The sequence below is a fragment of the Flavobacterium psychrolimnae genome, assembly GCF_003312425.1.
Classification (GTDB): Bacteria; Bacteroidota; Bacteroidia; order Flavobacteriales; family Flavobacteriaceae; genus Flavobacterium; species Flavobacterium psychrolimnae.
On record NZ_QNUX01000001.1, the window covers coordinates 484,104 to 499,823 of the forward strand.

At 35.6% G+C, this 15,720-nt stretch carries 14 protein-coding genes; 8 read left to right on the forward strand and 6 right to left on the reverse strand.

Annotated elements, in window-relative coordinates; all coding sequences use genetic code 11:
• Positions 1–35 precede the first annotated feature (35 nt).
• The 5 genes from DR980_RS02190 to DR980_RS02210 all read left to right on the forward strand — a co-directional run bounded on the left by DR980_RS02190 (position 36) and on the right by DR980_RS02210 (position 5,011).
• Entirely contained in the window at positions 36–1,400 is a 1,365-nt protein-coding gene (locus tag DR980_RS02190; protein ID WP_113633603.1) for a methylmalonyl-CoA mutase subunit beta, read from the forward strand.
• Between the two features lie 72 nt (positions 1,401–1,472).
• Complete coding sequence (locus tag DR980_RS02195; RefSeq protein WP_113633604.1) at positions 1,473–1,706, forward strand: hypothetical protein; 234 nt, start codon at positions 1,473–1,475, stop codon at positions 1,704–1,706.
• Entirely contained in the window at positions 1,693–2,010 is a 318-nt protein-coding gene (locus tag DR980_RS02200; RefSeq protein ID WP_113633605.1) for a type II toxin-antitoxin system RelE/ParE family toxin, read from the forward strand. The genes DR980_RS02195 and DR980_RS02200 overlap by 14 nt, the downstream gene beginning before the upstream one ends.
• 16 nt (positions 2,011–2,026) lie before the next feature.
• The gene (scpA, locus tag DR980_RS02205; protein ID WP_113633606.1) at positions 2,027–4,165 is read left to right on the forward strand and encodes a methylmalonyl-CoA mutase; all 2,139 of its coding nucleotides are present in this window, start codon (positions 2,027–2,029) and stop codon (positions 4,163–4,165) included.
• 327 nt (positions 4,166–4,492) lie between these two features.
• Positions 4,493–5,011: a hypothetical protein gene (locus tag DR980_RS02210; RefSeq protein WP_113633607.1), complete on the forward strand. Its 519-nt coding sequence runs from the start codon at positions 4,493–4,495 to the stop codon at positions 5,009–5,011.
• Positions 5,012–5,083: 72 nt separating this feature from the next.
• Here the strand turns inward: DR980_RS02210 and DR980_RS02215 are convergent, their stop codons facing one another.
• The 5 genes from DR980_RS02215 to dapF form a co-directional block, all read right to left on the reverse strand.
• On the reverse strand, positions 5,084–5,725 hold the full coding sequence (locus DR980_RS02215; protein WP_113633608.1) for a peptidoglycan-binding protein LysM: 642 nt from the start codon (positions 5,723–5,725) through the stop codon (positions 5,084–5,086).
• 97 nt (positions 5,726–5,822) lie between these two features.
• Positions 5,823–6,737: a DUF2279 domain-containing protein gene (locus DR980_RS02220; RefSeq protein ID WP_113633609.1), complete on the reverse strand. Its 915-nt coding sequence runs from the start codon at positions 6,735–6,737 to the stop codon at positions 5,823–5,825.
• Positions 6,738–6,739: 2 nt separating this feature from the next.
• On the reverse strand, positions 6,740–7,780 hold the full coding sequence (gene mltG / locus DR980_RS02225; protein ID WP_113633610.1) for an endolytic transglycosylase MltG: 1,041 nt from the start codon (positions 7,778–7,780) through the stop codon (positions 6,740–6,742).
• An 81-nt stretch (positions 7,781–7,861) separates the two neighbouring features.
• On the reverse strand, positions 7,862–8,395 hold the full coding sequence (locus DR980_RS02230) for a GNAT family N-acetyltransferase (RefSeq protein WP_113633611.1): 534 nt from the start codon (positions 8,393–8,395) through the stop codon (positions 7,862–7,864).
• A gap of 27 nt (positions 8,396–8,422) precedes the next feature.
• Positions 8,423–9,226, reverse strand: coding sequence for a diaminopimelate epimerase (dapF, locus tag DR980_RS02235; RefSeq protein WP_113633612.1), 804 nt, complete (start codon positions 9,224–9,226; stop codon positions 8,423–8,425).
• A gap of 138 nt (positions 9,227–9,364) precedes the next feature.
• Here dapF and DR980_RS02240 point away from each other — a divergent pair, with 138 nt between their 5' ends.
• The 3 genes from DR980_RS02240 (at position 9,365) to DR980_RS02250 (ending at position 13,286) form a co-directional block, all read left to right on the forward strand.
• The gene (locus DR980_RS02240; protein ID WP_113633613.1) at positions 9,365–10,765 is read left to right on the forward strand and encodes a S1C family serine protease; all 1,401 of its coding nucleotides are present in this window, start codon (positions 9,365–9,367) and stop codon (positions 10,763–10,765) included.
• 158 nt (positions 10,766–10,923) lie between these two features.
• Positions 10,924–12,372, forward strand: coding sequence for a glyceraldehyde-3-phosphate dehydrogenase (locus DR980_RS02245; RefSeq protein WP_113633614.1), 1,449 nt, complete (start codon positions 10,924–10,926; stop codon positions 12,370–12,372).
• Positions 12,373–12,605: 233 nt separating this feature from the next.
• Positions 12,606–13,286 (forward strand): hypothetical protein, encoded by a 681-nt coding sequence (locus tag DR980_RS02250; RefSeq protein ID WP_113633615.1) that lies wholly within the window; start codon positions 12,606–12,608, stop codon positions 13,284–13,286.
• Positions 13,287–13,575: 289 nt separating this feature from the next.
• On the opposite strand, the gene DR980_RS02255 is transcribed toward DR980_RS02250, so the two are convergent.
• Entirely contained in the window at positions 13,576–14,982 is a 1,407-nt protein-coding gene (locus tag DR980_RS02255; protein WP_113633616.1) for an APC family permease, read from the reverse strand.
• Between the last annotated feature and the right edge of the window lie 738 nt (positions 14,983–15,720).

Sequence of the window (15,720 nt, forward strand, 5' to 3'; positions counted from 1 at the left end):
TGTAGAGGGCTGGGGTGAGGAAAATAACAAACAAAATGGCTGCAAACCTTTTCGATGATTTCAATCCCATATCCTCCAAACAATGGAAACAAAAAATCCAATTTGAACTCAAAGGAGCGGATTATAATGAAACCTTAGTTTGGAATTCTCCGGAAGACATTCAGGTAAAACCTTTTTACCACAAAGATGAATTCACTAAAGCTTTTCCTGTTTCCACTAAAGCGACTGAATTCAAAATTTGCCAAAATATATTTGTCTACGATGTTGAAAAATCAATAGAAAGAGCGCGCGACACCTTGAGTCGTGGTGCGGATAGCCTTCGGTTTACAATAGAAAATGAATCAATTGATATTACTAATCTTTTGGAGCAATTACCATTAGAAAAAGTTACCGTTTATTTTAATCTTGCATTTATTTCAATCGATTTCGTTAAAAAAATTGACGCTTTCGCAAAGAAAAATAATACTATTGTTTTTTGTAATCTGGATCCAATTGGACAATTAGCCAAAGATGGAAACTGGTTTGTAACTAACGAAAAAAGCAATTTTGACACACTGAATTTACTTTCGGATGCGTCAAAATCAATATCGTTAATAAGTATCAATGCAGCATTGTATCAAAATGCAGGTGCCAATATGGTACAGCAAATTGCCTATAGTTTAGGACACGCCAATGAATATTTTAATAGAATTGAAGCTATAAACCAACCAATAGTTTTTGAAGTAGCCGTTGGGACAAATTACTTTTTTGAAATTGCAAAACTGCGTGCATTACGATTACTTTTTAATCTTATTGCCAAGGAATACAACCACAACTTAGATTGCAACATTATCGTTTCGCCTACAAAACGAAACAAAACATTATACGATTATAATGTAAATATGTTGCGTACCACAACTGAATGTATGAGTTCCATCATTGGTGGAGCGGATGCTATTGCTAATTTGCCTTATGATGCATTGTACCACAAAGACAATGAATTTGGTGACAGAATTGCCCGAAATCAATTATTGATTCTCAAAAACGAAAGTTACTTTGACAAAGTCAATAATCCGGCTGACGGCAGTTATTATATCGAAAATCTTACGAATCAATTAGCTGAAAAATCGTTGGCTTTATTCAAAGATATGGAGGTAAATGGAGGTTTCCTCAAACAACTTAACGATGGAATCATCAAAAGGAAAATTCAGGAAAGTGCTGATACAGCTCAGGAACTATTTGATTCTGGGAAAGAAATTCTATTAGGCACTAACAAACATCCTAATAAACAGGATAAAATGAAACATGATTTAGAATTGTTTCCTTTTGTAAAAGTCAAACCTAGAAAAACCTTGATTACGCCCATAATCGAAAAACGTCTGGCAGAAAAAATAGAACAGGAAAGATTGGATCTTGAATAGTCAGGCCGAATCTGTTATTTAATTTAATACCAATGGAAAAGAGTATATTTACTTTACTAAAAACATAAAATAATGGAAGCCATAAGACAAATCGTTAAGGTAAAAAATCACAAAATAAGTATCACATTGCCGGATGATTTTAATGCTGATGAAGTTGAAGTGATTATTCTTCCAAAGTCGAATAATGTAAAAATCCCTCAATGGCAAATGGACCAAGTTAGAGAAAGAACTGAGAAATATCTTAAGAATCCTTCTTCAGCTCAAGATATTGATGATTTTCTAAAGGATATTGATGGTGAATTATAAAATTGTAATTGTAGAGGAAGCTAAACTTGATTTCAAAACAGCTTTGGATTGGTACAAAAGCATTCAACCTAAATTGGGCGATACGTTCTCCACTTCTTTCAAGGAAAGTTTAAAAATAATTAAGTCAAATCCGCTACTTTTTCAAATAAGATATGACAAGACCAGAGTGGCTTTAATTGAAAATTTTCCATATTTAATTCATTTCAACAGCTACGATAACACAATTGTCATTAAAGCTATTTTTCATACTTCACGAAATACTGAAATATGGATTGAAAAGGAATTAAAATTTCAAAAAATATAATCTTTGCACTAAACAAATGAAAAGAAAAGATTTACAACATATAAAATTAGAAAGCACACCGTTGAAAGTGGAGAATGAAAATTCTTTGGCTGATGCATTTCTAACCGCAGAAGGAATCGAACTAAAACCAACGTATTCAGAACAAGATATTGAGCATCTTACTCATCTTGATTTTGGAGCTGGTTTTGCACCAAATTTACGCGGACCTTACGCTACAATGTACGTTCGTCGTCCTTGGACTGTGCGCCAATATGCCGGATTTTCGACCGCTGAAGAAAGTAATGCTTTTTACAGAAGAAACCTGGCTGCGGGTCAAAAAGGACTTTCCATCGCTTTTGATTTACCTACACACCGTGGCTATGATTCGAATCACGAACGTGTGGTAGGTGATGTAGGAAAAGCGGGAGTTGCGATTGATTCCGTGGAAGATATGAAAGTATTATTCGACCAAATTCCACTAGATGAAATGTCCGTTTCCATGACGATGAATGGCGCTGTTTTACCTATTATGGCTTTCTATATTGTCGCCGCCGAAGAACAAGGCGTAAAACCCGAATTACTCTCAGGTACGATACAAAATGACATTCTGAAAGAGTTCATGGTGCGTAATACGTATATTTATCCGCCAACGCCTTCGATGAAAATCATTGCTGATATTTTCGAATTTACCAGCAAAAAAATGCCGAAATTCAACTCGATTTCAATTTCTGGATACCACATGCAAGAAGCGGGAGCCACTGCTGATATTGAATTAGCTTACACGCTGGCCGATGGACTGGAATACATTCGAACTGGATTAGCGACCGGAATGAAAATTGATGAATTCGCTCCAAGATTATCTTTTTTCTGGGCGATTGGAATGAACCATTTTATGGAAATTGCCAAAATGCGTGCGGGAAGAATGATTTGGGCGAAACTGGTGAAACAATTCGAACCAAAAGACGATAAATCATTAGCCTTACGAACCCATTGTCAAACTTCAGGTTGGAGTTTAACTGAGCAAGATCCATTTAATAATGTAGCACGAACCTGTATTGAAGCCGCAGCAGCAGCTTTTGGAGGAACGCAATCTTTACATACCAATGCATTGGATGAAGCCATAGCTCTACCAACGGATTTCTCGGCTAGAATTGCCAGAAACACGCAACTCTATTTACAAGAAGAAACTAAAATCACCAAAACCGTCGATCCTTGGGCTGGAAGTTATTATGTAGAAAGCTTAACGAATGAGATTGCAGAAAACGCTTGGAAACTTATCGAAGAAGTTGAAGAACTGGGCGGAATGACCAAAGCCATTGAATCCGGAATTCCAAAAGTTAGAATTGAGGAAGCTGCAGCAAGAAAACAAGCCAGAATAGACAGCGGACAAGATATTATTGTGGGTGTCAATCAGTACCGATTAGAAAAAGAAGATCCTTTACAGATTTTAGATGTGGATAACCAAATGGTCCGCAAGCAACAACTGGAACAATTAGACCGAATTAAAGCTACCAGAGATTCTGAAAAAGTTCAGAATTCACTTAAAAAATTAATCCTTTGTGCGCAAACTGGTGAAGGGAATTTACTGGAAATCGCAGTTGAAGCTGCTCGAAACCGAACAACTTTAGGAGAAATCAGCGATGCTCTTGAAACGGTTTTTGGAAGATACAAAGCACAAATTAAATCCTTTAGCGGTGTGTATAGCAAAGAAATAAAAGACGATAAAAGTTTTGAAAAAGCAAAACAACTGGCAGATGAATTCGCTAAAAAAGAAGGACGTCGCCCACGAATCATGATTGCCAAAATGGGACAGGACGGACACGACCGAGGTGCCAAAGTGGTCGCAACTGGTTATGCTGATGTTGGTTTTGATGTTGACATTGGTCCACTTTTTCAAACACCGGCTGAGGCTGCCAAACAAGCGGTAGAAAATGACGTGCATATCCTGGGTGTTTCCTCTCTTGCAGCAGGACACAAAACGCTAGTACCACAAGTGATTGAAGAACTAAAAAAATACGGTCGAGAAGATATTATGGTAGTTGTAGGCGGAGTAATTCCGGCACAAGATTATCAGTTTTTATTTGATGCCGGTGCAGTTGCTGTTTTTGGACCCGGTACAAAAATCAGCGAAGCAGCTATTAAAATATTAGAAATTTTAATAGGGAGTTTCGAGTAAAAATAACTCATAAAAATTTTATGACTTACAAAGCATCAATCGAAAGGTTGGTGCTTTTTTTTGTTAAAACACTGATAGTAAATCATTTAAATCCTATTAAAAAAATATGAAATTCTACCTTTATATTAACATTGTTTATGGAATACGTTAACACTCAAACCTTTAAAAAATAGGTAAATTTACATAAACTTATGATAATTTATATTTTAAATCATTGATAAACAGATAATTAAATATTTAAAAAAAAGGGGAAGAAAAGACAAGCCTTAGCATTCATTAGCATATTACAAGTATTAAAACTCATTAATTAATTTAAAACTAAATATTATGAAATCACTTATTATTATCATTCTTCTAAGTTTTTCTTTCACAGCATTGGCTCAGGTAACGGAGAAAGGAAAAATCAAAATTGAGGAACTGCCTGGTGTAGTCATTAAAAGGGTTGGAACTGATTTTTCAGTTTATATCCCCGATAATAATCCGGATCAAAGAGTCAAAATGGTGGAAGAAAAATTCATCGCTTATGATTTAGGAAAAGATGCAGAGGGTTATGAAGAATATCTTGTGGTAATGGAAGCAAAAAACGGCTCTTTGACCGCTACTTATAATGAAAACGGAAAATTAGTACGCGTGGTAGAAAATTTTAAAAACGTAAGACTTCCGAGTGAAGTTATTTACTCCATTTACAGAACGTATCCTGGCTATTCTATTGTCAATGACAGTTTCTTATACACACAGGAGGACGGAGACGTCATCAAGAAACAGTATAATGTTAAAATCAAAAAGGATAAGGAAGTAGTTAAATTATTAGTACGTCCAAATGGAGAAATTCTTAAAGCAAAATAATCCATTTATAATAAAACGGAAAGAGGCTGTCATGAATTTGACAGCCTCTTTTTTATTTAGCAGTAAAAGTGATTAAATATTTTTCACTTTTGCATTGATATCGGCAACAATGAAAGAAGTATCATAACCTCCAAACATTTTCATGTAAGATCGTATGGAACTTCCATAAGCATCTCTAAAATTACGTTTCCCTTTGTGTTTAAAATATTTTTTAACAGATCCTGCGCCTCCTAAATGTGCTGCTGCCAAGATACCAGATTCTGTGATTTGAATGCCGTTTAATATTGTGCCCTCGTATCTTTCAATTTCCGTTTTCAACTCCCATTTATTTTTTGCTAAAAGCGCTAAAAATGCTTTTTCCTGCAATTCAGGACTATTCAAAAAAGCGGAGCGATTGTAAATACCAACTGATTTTAATGTTTCTATACCAAACTGGTATTTACCCATATAACCAAGAGAATTGATTTTTTTATATTTATTTTCAGATTCTCTATATCCGATGGCTTCTTTAAATCCAATAAAGAAGTTTCCGGTATAAGGGATGTTTAAATTAGTGTATTCTTCTTGTTCTTCGGATGGATATAAGTAGTGTGTTCCATCTTCTTCATTGATGAGAAACCATGGGTTGGTTTCTAAATTAAAAGGTCTAAAACCTGAGCTCAAAAAAACTGTAATTACAGTCAAACTTGCATAAAAATACCATTTCTTTATCATAAATTGTTTTTCTTCAAAACGCTGTCCCGTTATGAAATTTCTACGCGCAAAGATACAACAAAAATAATTATACTGATAATCAAGTAGTTAAACTTTTCTAAAAATAGATAAAGTGATATTTTACCTCGTTGAAACGCACAAATTCGATGGTTGGTGCAGGAATTTTAACGGTATTAAAAACAGAAAAAACGGTCTTTAGAAAATGAGAATTGGTCTTAATTTTTGTTAAATCGACATCCAAACTCAGGTAAAATTGTCTAAATCGCCGTGGATTTGAAGCTAAAAAAGCGGTTGTATTTTCAGTTCTCCCAGTGATCATTCCTTCTGCTCCATAACCCAATGCTAAATTCAGCCATTTTGGTATTTTAGAGCCTTTTGCAAAAGAATGTAAATTGACCGAAAGCCAATACGTTTGTCCATTATAATCTTTTAAAATTTGCTCCGAGAAGGAACTACCCAATACTTCCGGTCGTTCACTTGCATATTTTGTAGTATGAAAAGAGAATTTTGGTGTAATCCGTTGTTCGTTCCACATTAATTCTTGGGAAACGTACAAAGCGGTTCCAGTAGCGTTTGCAATTATATCGCCAGAAGAAGCGCCCCATTCAGAGGAATAACCGTCTAAAACCTCAACAGCGGTCAGAAATGCAAAACCGAGTCCAGCGCCGTAAAGCAACTGATTTTTATTAGTAGCACCGCTCCACTGTAGCATTTCGGCGCCAAACCGTCCTAAATGATAGGAGGAAAAAACATGACCCGCTTTATCCATCTGCAGCCAATCAGAATTGTCATTAATAAAATGAAAATCAGAATTGGGATAATCGGCGTACCAAAGTTGGTTCAAACCTACTAAAGTTCCGGTCGACAAAACAGCCTCCGAAATAATCACTGAATTTTGTCTTTTCCTATTTAAAGAATCGGACGGTTTAAAAAAGCTTTCCGCCTTATTTTGAGAACTTCCAATTTGAAATCCAATTAAGCATAAAAAAAGTAAGATTGTTTTGTATCTCAAAACTATCTTTTCACCCCTTGACTGTTGATCCAATCGGAATATTTTTTGGCGTTTTTATTGTGTTCTTCTAAGGTAGCAGCAAATTCATGGTATCCAAAACGCTCCACGCTGGCACAGAAATAGATAAAATTATTTTTCTCAGGATCTAAAACAGCTTCTAATGCGGTGATATCTGGCATAGCGATAGGTCCCGGAGGAAGTCCCAAATTCATATACGTATTATACGGATGCGCCATCGTCAAATCATTGTAAAAAACTCTCTTAATAACTTGATTAAAATCATTCGATTTCTTTTTCATCGCAAATATTACCGTTGGATCCGCTTGCAACGGCATTCCAGCTCTCAATCGATTCAAATATACGCCTGCAATTCTTGGTCTTTCGTCTTTTTTCACGGATTCTTTATGAACAATGGAGGCCAGAATAGTAGCTTCAATTGGAGTCAGTCCTTGTTTTTGTGCTTTGGCAATTCTTTCTTTATTCCAAAAATTACGATACTCTTTGATCATCTTATCGCGGAACTTTTCAGCGGTTGTGTTCCAATAAATCTCATAAGTATTCGGAATAAACATCACCAAAACGTTTTCTTCATGGAACCCGTTTTCCTTTAGAAAAATAGAATCTTTAAACGAATTCAATAACGATAAACTATCGGCTTCGATTTGAGAACCTACGCGTCCCGCTAAATTTTCCACACGTTCCTGATTGTTGAAAGCTAACTTTACTGCCGAATTAAGTCTTAAGGTTTTAACCAGTTCATAACTGTTCATTCCTTTTGTCACTAAAAAACGTCCCGGAATCACATTATCAGAATACCCTCTTTTACTGGCAACCATGTCAAATCGATCCATGTTTTCGACATAAGGCGCCATTATTTTTTTGACATCATCATATTTAGAATCCGTTGGAATATAAACATAGACTTCGCTCTCCGAAAATTTTGTGTTGGAGGAAAAAATCTGACGTAAAATAACCAATCCGTAAATCATTAATAGTGATATTAAAATTACGGAAACTATAGTGATGATTTTCTTTATATTCATGTGTGGTATTTTTTTGTTGGAGTGTTAGTATTTATAATCTTCTCTTTATGTTTAAAAGGTGCGGAATTAAAACTGTATTTTTTAAAATTTAGTATTAATCAATTGAAAAATAGCTTCGTCTTTGTATTTTCCGTTTACAAAAGTCCAATCTTTTTTGACGCCTATCATTTCGAATCCAAATTTAGTAAAAAGAGCTTTACTTGCTTCATTTTCGGTACCAATATTTGCATATAATTGGTGTAAATTAAGATTAAAAAAAGCATATTCTATTAATAATGCCAAAGCTTCTGAACCAATGTTCTGTTTTCGGTTTTCGTTATTTTGGATTACAATACCTACTCCTGCCCTGTTATTCTTTGGATCAAAATCAAATAAATCGATTAAACCCAAAGCAGGAAAATCCTGATCCTGACAAATAGCCAATCGCAATTGCTTGGCTTCATAAATATCCTGATGGGCATTTTCTAAATATTGTTTGACTAAAAATCGACTGTAAGGTGTGTGTGTATTACTGACTTCCCAAATGCTCTGGTCGTTTTCTATCGCATACACAAACTCCAAATCATTGGGTTCTAATGCACGAATATAGATGTTGTCGCCTTTTAATGTTTTCATTTAAGTATTTGGTTCTTGGTTTTTTTTTTAAATCTCGATAGTTCCTTTAAATACAAATTCTGCTGGTCCTTTCAAGAAAACATTCGTAAATTTCCCTTCTCCTTTATCAAAAGAAACGACTAATTTTCCGCCTTCCACATTTAAATCAATAGAAGAAGCATCTGTTTTTCCCAACACGTTCATCGCAATTGCTACTGCTGTAGCGCCTGTTCCGCAAGAAAGAGTTTCGTCCTCTACGCCTCTTTCATACGTTCGCAACGAAAAAGTGGTGTCATCAATCTGTTTGACAAAGTTGATGTTACTTCCTGCTTTACCGTATAAATCTCCGTATCGAATGGCCGCTCCATTTTCCTTAACATTATAATTTTCTAAATCGTCTACCAATTGTACATGATGCGGCGAACCTGTATTCATAAACACATGATCTGGACTTATTTTTACCGCATCAACATCAATCATTTGTAGTGCAACCAATCCGTCATCGCCAATTGTTGCGTGGTGTAAACCATCTGTTGCTACGAAAGTAGTTTTATTCTCGATTATGCTCAGCTTTTTGGCGAAAGCCACTAAACATCTTCCACCATTGCCACACATGGAACTTTGGTTTCCATCAGAGTTGTAATAGACCATTTTGAAATCTGTGGCCGTTGCGAGATTCGAAGCAATCGTGTCATTTTCCAGCAAAATAAGACCATCGCCTCCTATTCCAAAACGTCTGTCGCATAAATGCGCAATGAGTTGTGTATTCTCTTTTGGAAAAAACTCCGAACGATTATCAATCATTACAAAATCATTTCCTGTTCCTTGGTATTTATAAAATTCTAGTTGCATTTTAATTTGTGTTGAGTCCAACAAAAGTACGAACTATTAATGAAATGTTAATCATTGTTAAAGACCGTTAAACTGTATTTTCTGAATCAATTTTAGTTTTATTTTTACATGTAAATATCTTAATAAACGAATTTAATTATGAAAAAATTTTCAACACTTTTTTTGGTTTCCCTGTTGAGCGGAGTAGTAACACTAGGTTCATACAAATTATTATTTGACACCAATGGATATTTTTCTGATGATAAAAATTCAGGAGTCACAATGGCATCCGATTCCTACGGAAAGAAGGTGGGATTATCATCGGACGTACTTGATTTTACTGAGGCTGCCGAAAAAACCATCCATACGGTTGTACACGTAAAAAATGTTTCCCGAAGAACAATTACAAATCCCATTTTAGAATATTTTTATGGATATAAAGGAGGACAATCCCAAGAACAAGTGGGAACAGGTTCTGGTGTAATTATTTCTGAGGACGGTTATATCGTAACCAACAATCACGTGATAAAAGGCGCATCAGAAATTGAAATTACCTTAAATAACAAAAAATCATATGTGGCAAAACTCATTGGAACCGATTCTAAAATGGACATTGCCCTATTGAAAATTGACACCAACGAGAAATTACCCTATACTGTTTTTGCCAATTCTGATTCGGTGAAAGTGGGCGAATGGGTTTTGGCTGTCGGAAATCCATATAATTTGACTTCAACGGTAACCGCCGGAATTGTTTCGGCGAAAGCCAGAGATTTAGACACCAGCGGAATCCAATCTTTCATACAAACAGATGCTGCGGTGAATCCCGGAAACAGTGGTGGCGCCTTAGTAAATACGCGTGGTGAACTAATAGGAATCAACACGATGATTTCCTCTATGACGGGTTCTTATGTCGGTTATTCATTTGCGGTTCCTTCGAATATTGCACGAAAAATCATTGAAGATCTAATGGAATTTGGGAATGTGCAGCGTGGAATTCTTGGCGTTGAAGGTGGCGAATTGAACAGTATTAGTTCTAAAGAATATGGAATTGGTCAAACGCAGGGATTCTACATTAATAAAGTAACCAAAAATTCCGGTGCTGAAAAATCTGGACTTGAAAAAGGTGATGTCATCATCAAATTAGACGAACAAAATGTGGCTACTTTTGCGGATCTTTCCGGATACATCAATACTAAAAGACCGAATGATAAAGTACAGGTCACCTATATTAGAGATGGAAAAACGAGAGTGGTTCCTGTAGTGTTGAGCAAAAATGAATTTTTTAATGCAGAATTTAAAGGTATCGAATTAGAGAACATTGAAGCCGCTGACAAAAAGAAGTTCAAAATTGATTACGGTGTAAAAATCAAATCGATTACCAGCCAAAATTTGAAACAATACGAAGATGAGTTAGTAGGAAATATTATCTTGAGCATTGACAATATCAAAGCTACGGATGTCGAAACCGTTTCTAAGCTTTTAAGTAAAAAAGAGGAAAGCCAAACGGTTCGGATCGAAATGATCAATAAAAATGGAGAAGTCATGCGCGTCATTCTCTAACGCATCCAAAAAAATTAAAACCTAAGCCATCTTGAAAAATCAAGGTGGCTTTTTTATTTTATAAATAATTCATAAAACACGTTACGAAATCGATTGAAATGGGTACTTTTGCGCAAATTTTAAAAAATACAATCACTTATTTTCATTAAATTTTCAACATGGCAACCACAACTTTATACGAAAAAGAAGTTTCTTTTCAAGCCGACAGGCGACGTGCAGGAGTAAAACTGATTAAAATCATCAGCGATTTATGGTATGATAAATCCATTGAGATGGTCTTATTCCGAAATCAATTAATTGATAGAAATGTCAGTGATATTATCAACCTGCATGAATATGCCGCTGAATTTGTAGGCAAACCCATTTCAGTATTTGATTCGGTTAAAATTGCAAAAGCTATTTTAGAATTGAATTTGCCACCTGCAAAATTGGATATTGGAAAACTTACGTACGAATATGGTTTAGAAGAAGATAAATATCCAGACGCCAAATATTTTGTCATTGACAAATTGAAAAACGCCAAAAATTCGGAAGAAATTCAACCAAAAGATGTCGTTCTGTATGGTTTTGGTCGAATTGGTCGTTTGCTGGCCAGAGAATTAATGTCGAAAACCGGAAAAGGAAGTCAAATGCGATTGCGCGCTATCGTAACACGCGATAAAAATGATGCTACTTCTTTAGAAAAAAGAGCTTCTTTGCTGCGTTACGATTCTATTCACGGTGATTTCCAAGGTTCAGTTACTGCTGATACTAAAAATAATGCTTTAATTATTAACGGAACAACCGTTCACGTGATAACGGCAAATGGTCCAGAAGAAATTGATTACACACAGTACGGAATTGATAATGCTTTAGTAATTGACAACACAGGCGCTTTTACCACACACGAAGCATTAAGCCGACATTTGGTTTCCAAAGGTGCCGATAAAGTACTGCTTACCGCTCCCGGAAAAGGAGTTCCTAATATTGTTCACGGTGTAAACCATAACGAATATAATCCTGACGAAATCAACATTTTTTCCGCGGCCTCGTGTACTACTAATGCGATTACGCCAATTTTGAAAGCTGTTGAAGACACTTTAGGAGTTGTCAAAGGACATTTGGAGACCATCCATGCCTATACAAACGACCAGAATCTTGTGGATAATATGCACAAAAAATACCGTCGTGGTAGAGCTGCAGCCTTAAATATGGTGATTACAGAAACGGGGGCCGGAAGTGCTGTTGCAAAAGCATTGCCGTCATTGGAAGGAAAATTAACGTCAAATGCGATTCGTGTGCCGGTTCCTAATGGTTCATTGGTCGTTTTGAATCTGGAAGTAACCAAAAAAACATCCGTTAAGGACATCAATGCCATCATGAAAAAATATGCTTTGGAAGGCGAATTAGTAGAGCAAATCAAATACTCCATGAATAACGAGTTGGTTTCATCGGATATCGTTGGTACATCGCAACCAGCTATTTATGATAGTAATGCCACAATCGTTTCCGCCGATGGAAAAAATATCGTGCTATACATTTGGTACGATAACGAATATGGTTACAGCCACCAAGTCATTAGATTAGCAAAATACATTGCCAAAGTAAGACGTTTCACGTATTACTAGCCTATAAATTACAGGTTGTGGATTTGAGGTTGTAATTTTTTTAGTTTTAGTTTTTAGTCTCCTTAGTTTTAAATTTAATACAACCTTAACCCAGCCTGAATTAAATAGAAAATCCGTCGCGTTATGAAAACGAGACGGATTTTTTTGTTTCACAATTATAAAAGAAAAATACCGCAGTTATGTAGTATTTTATTTCTACTTTTAGCATTGTCAAATTTCTAACTCAATTCAGAATGCTTAAAAATTCCCTAATCGCCCTTCTACTTCTTACAAGTTTTATAAGTTATAGCCAATCGTCTGATGATAATACAAATTACTGGATTGATATCGATGGGAAATCTGTTTCTAAAACACAGTTTTTAAAGCAATTTGGTGGCCGATATTCAGAATTTGCTGTATGGAATTACATTACAAAAGACTCTGGACGGGTCACAAAAACCCATTATAAATTTAACTTGTATACCGTTGATCATTCCTTTTTTCTAAATTACATCAACCGCACTACCAATAAAAAATTACCTATCAACACCACATTATTAATTGAATTTCATTACAAAGATGACCTTTGTAGCAGTAATTCTTCCAATAAGTGGAGCGGGTCAAAAATTGCAAATCGAAAATATCACACCAATACTTGGAAAAAATATATTGAAAGTAAAAATGAAAATCTAGTCTATTTGGTCTTTTTTGAAAAAGGTATTGAAGTACAAAATTCAAAAAGCAAACGTGAATACTATTTCAGCGACCAAGAAAATATATTAAGAAAGAAAATCTTTTTAAACCCAACTTCATGCGGTTCCTATATGCTTTCAAAACCATATGGAATAACACTTGTTCGAAATGGGGAAAGTACCGCTATAACTATGGCTGCAAATCTAGATCCTAAAAAATGGGATAAGCAAGAATTTGAATGATCGTTCGTTCTTCTACTCATAAAAAAATCCGTCTTGTTCTTTAACTAGACGGATTTTTTGTTTATGATTTTCTGTTATTGTACCGAAGTGGCAAGCAGATCACTCAGATTAAGCGGATTTTAATTGATTTTTTAAAAACATCTGAAAGGAATTAATCAGAAGTATTTTTAAACATATAAGGAATATAAGTTCATTTAAGTTGGACTATTTTAAATTCATAAATGATATAATACATCTCACAACTTACTAATTAATAACTAATAACTCATAACTAATAATTTTAAAAAAACTACTCCTTAGCTTTCGTCAAATAATACACCGGAATACCAATTAGCATTATCAAAACACCCCAACCACTGGTACTGGTTTTTGTATACAATAAAGCGATACAAATTGCCGTGGCAATAATTAGATAGAGTGCAGGTAAAAATGGATATCCAAAAGCTTTATAGGGTCTTTCCACATTTGGCATTTTCTTGCGCAGAATAAATATTCCTAGGATAGTAAGGATATAAAATATCAAAACGATAATAACCACAAAATCCAATAAATCTCCGTATTTCCCAGTCAGACATAACGCCGAAGCCCAAATACACTGCGCCCAAATAGACCAAGCCGGAACACTGGCATGATTCAGTTCAGCGGCTTTCTTGAAGAAAACACCGTCTTGCGCCATCGTATAATACACTCTGGCTCCCGCCATAATCAAACCGTTGTTACACGCAAAAGTCGAAATCATAATCATCACAGCGATAATTAATGTTCCCACAGAACCAAAAATACTTTGTGAAGCCACAACAGCCACACGATCTGATTCGGCTGTAGCAATATCATACAAAGGCACCACTGCCAGGTACATGATATTAGCCAAAATATAAATCACACTCACGATTAAGGTTCCTAAGAACAAACTCAATCCCACATTACGTTTTGGATTTTTTATTTCACCGGCGATAAAAGTAACACCTTCCCAAGCCACACTGGAGAACATCGAACCTACTAAGGCTGCCGAAATTCCAGATATCAAAGCCGTTCCGCTGATGGGCAACCACGAACCCGTTTCCACATTTAGTGTTTGAGAAGTCCAGGCATTTGTCCAGTTCGCGTCCCAAACTTCCGCTTTGGCAGCCATAAAACCAAAAATAATCAAACCTGCAAGCGATAAAATTTTGATAACCGTCAGAACCGTTTGTAAAATCTTAGAGTTTTTCACCCCACGACTATTAATGTAACTCAACAAAATAATAGTAAAAATAGAAACAATCTGAGCCGCATTGAGTTTGAAATCCCCAATCTCATATAAAATATTTTTATCACTTAAAGGCGCGTACAAGTAGGCGGCAAATTTGGCAAAAGCCACACCCACGGCAGCAATAGTACCGGTTTGTATCACTGCAAAAAAGCTCCAACCGTACAAGAAACCCACCAGTTTCCCGTACGCTTCCTTGATGTACACATATTGCCCACCCGCTTTAGGAAACATCGCGCTCAACTCGCCATAACTCACGGCAGCAATCACTGTAATGGCGCCCGTAAGCACCCACATAGCAATCAACCAACCGGCCGATCCCAGCTGCCGAACCATATCCGAACTTACAATAAATATCCCGGAACCTATCATAGAACCCACCACAAGCATTGTTCCGTCAAGTAATCCTAATTCTCTTTTAAAATCGTCTGGTTTTTGGTCTTCCATATATTCGGTTTTTGGTTTTTAGTTGGCTAAAGATATACTTTTTTTGGAAATTTGATAAAAAGGACGGAAAAAGTGAGATTGTTCCTTTGTGCGTGACCCTTCAGCAGCTTTGTCGTTCCTCCTCGCCACTTTGGGTCGGGCGGTACGCTGTATCTTTATTTTCTTAAAGAAAGAAAATAAAGGATGCCGCTTCCCTCCCTCACGCAAACCGCAATAAAAATAACGTTTATTCCTTTCAAGAAAATTGTAAGAAAAATTTAATATATTTGAGGAAGTATAGAACGAAAGAAATCTTCGCCAATCCAACTAAATTTGATATAGTTTACAAAAAACTTTTCGTGTATATGCCTTCGTCAAAAGTCGCATACAAATAAAATAAGCAACAAATGGAAAAAGATTATTTCCTTCTGGAGGATAAAAAAAAGGAAATTGAATCCAAATTTTCAATCAAAAATGGTTAGTTAAAAATATATGAAGACGAATCAAAAGATTCTGACGATTCTGCTGGAATTTATTGTTGTCTAATATCAAATGATAAGTTTGATAAATATAGTGAAGACTATAATTGGCCAATTTCAATGGGCTATGAGGGTAAACCTTCTGTTTATGGGGATAATACTTATAAAAGTAATGACGAAGTGAACTGCCCCCAAAAAGTTAGACACTATTTGGGGGTATTTTTATGGAAAGAAAAGTCAAATACAATTATGAATTTAAACTTCGCTGTGTAGAAGAAGT

Bases quoted from the DNA above. Each gene is read 5' to 3' on its own strand.
- DR980_RS02250 (WP_113633615.1), top strand. From the start codon at position 12,606: ATGCTTAAAAATTCCCTAATCGCCCTTCTACTTCTTACAAGTTTTATA.
- dapF (WP_113633612.1), bottom strand. From the start codon at position 9,226: ATGCAACTAGAATTTTATAAATACCAAGGAACAGGAAATGATTTTGTA.
- DR980_RS02200 (WP_113633605.1), top strand. From the start codon at position 1,693: ATGGTGAATTATAAAATTGTAATTGTAGAGGAAGCTAAACTTGATTTC.
- DR980_RS02240 (WP_113633613.1), top strand. From the start codon at position 9,365: ATGAAAAAATTTTCAACACTTTTTTTGGTTTCCCTGTTGAGCGGAGTA.
- DR980_RS02255 (WP_113633616.1), bottom strand. From the start codon at position 14,982: ATGGAAGACCAAAAACCAGACGATTTTAAAAGAGAATTAGGATTACTT.
- DR980_RS02230 (WP_113633611.1), bottom strand. From the start codon at position 8,395: ATGAAAACATTAAAAGGCGACAACATCTATATTCGTGCATTAGAACCC.
- DR980_RS02215 (WP_113633608.1), bottom strand. From the start codon at position 5,725: ATGATAAAGAAATGGTATTTTTATGCAAGTTTGACTGTAATTACAGTT.
- DR980_RS02195 (WP_113633604.1), top strand. From the start codon at position 1,473: ATGGAAGCCATAAGACAAATCGTTAAGGTAAAAAATCACAAAATAAGT.
- DR980_RS02245 (WP_113633614.1), top strand. From the start codon at position 10,924: ATGGCAACCACAACTTTATACGAAAAAGAAGTTTCTTTTCAAGCCGAC.
- DR980_RS02190 (WP_113633603.1), top strand. From the start codon at position 36: ATGGCTGCAAACCTTTTCGATGATTTCAATCCCATATCCTCCAAACAA.
- DR980_RS02210 (WP_113633607.1), top strand. From the start codon at position 4,493: ATGAAATCACTTATTATTATCATTCTTCTAAGTTTTTCTTTCACAGCA.
- scpA (WP_113633606.1), top strand. From the start codon at position 2,027: ATGAAAAGAAAAGATTTACAACATATAAAATTAGAAAGCACACCGTTG.
- mltG (WP_113633610.1), bottom strand. From the start codon at position 7,780: ATGAATATAAAGAAAATCATCACTATAGTTTCCGTAATTTTAATATCA.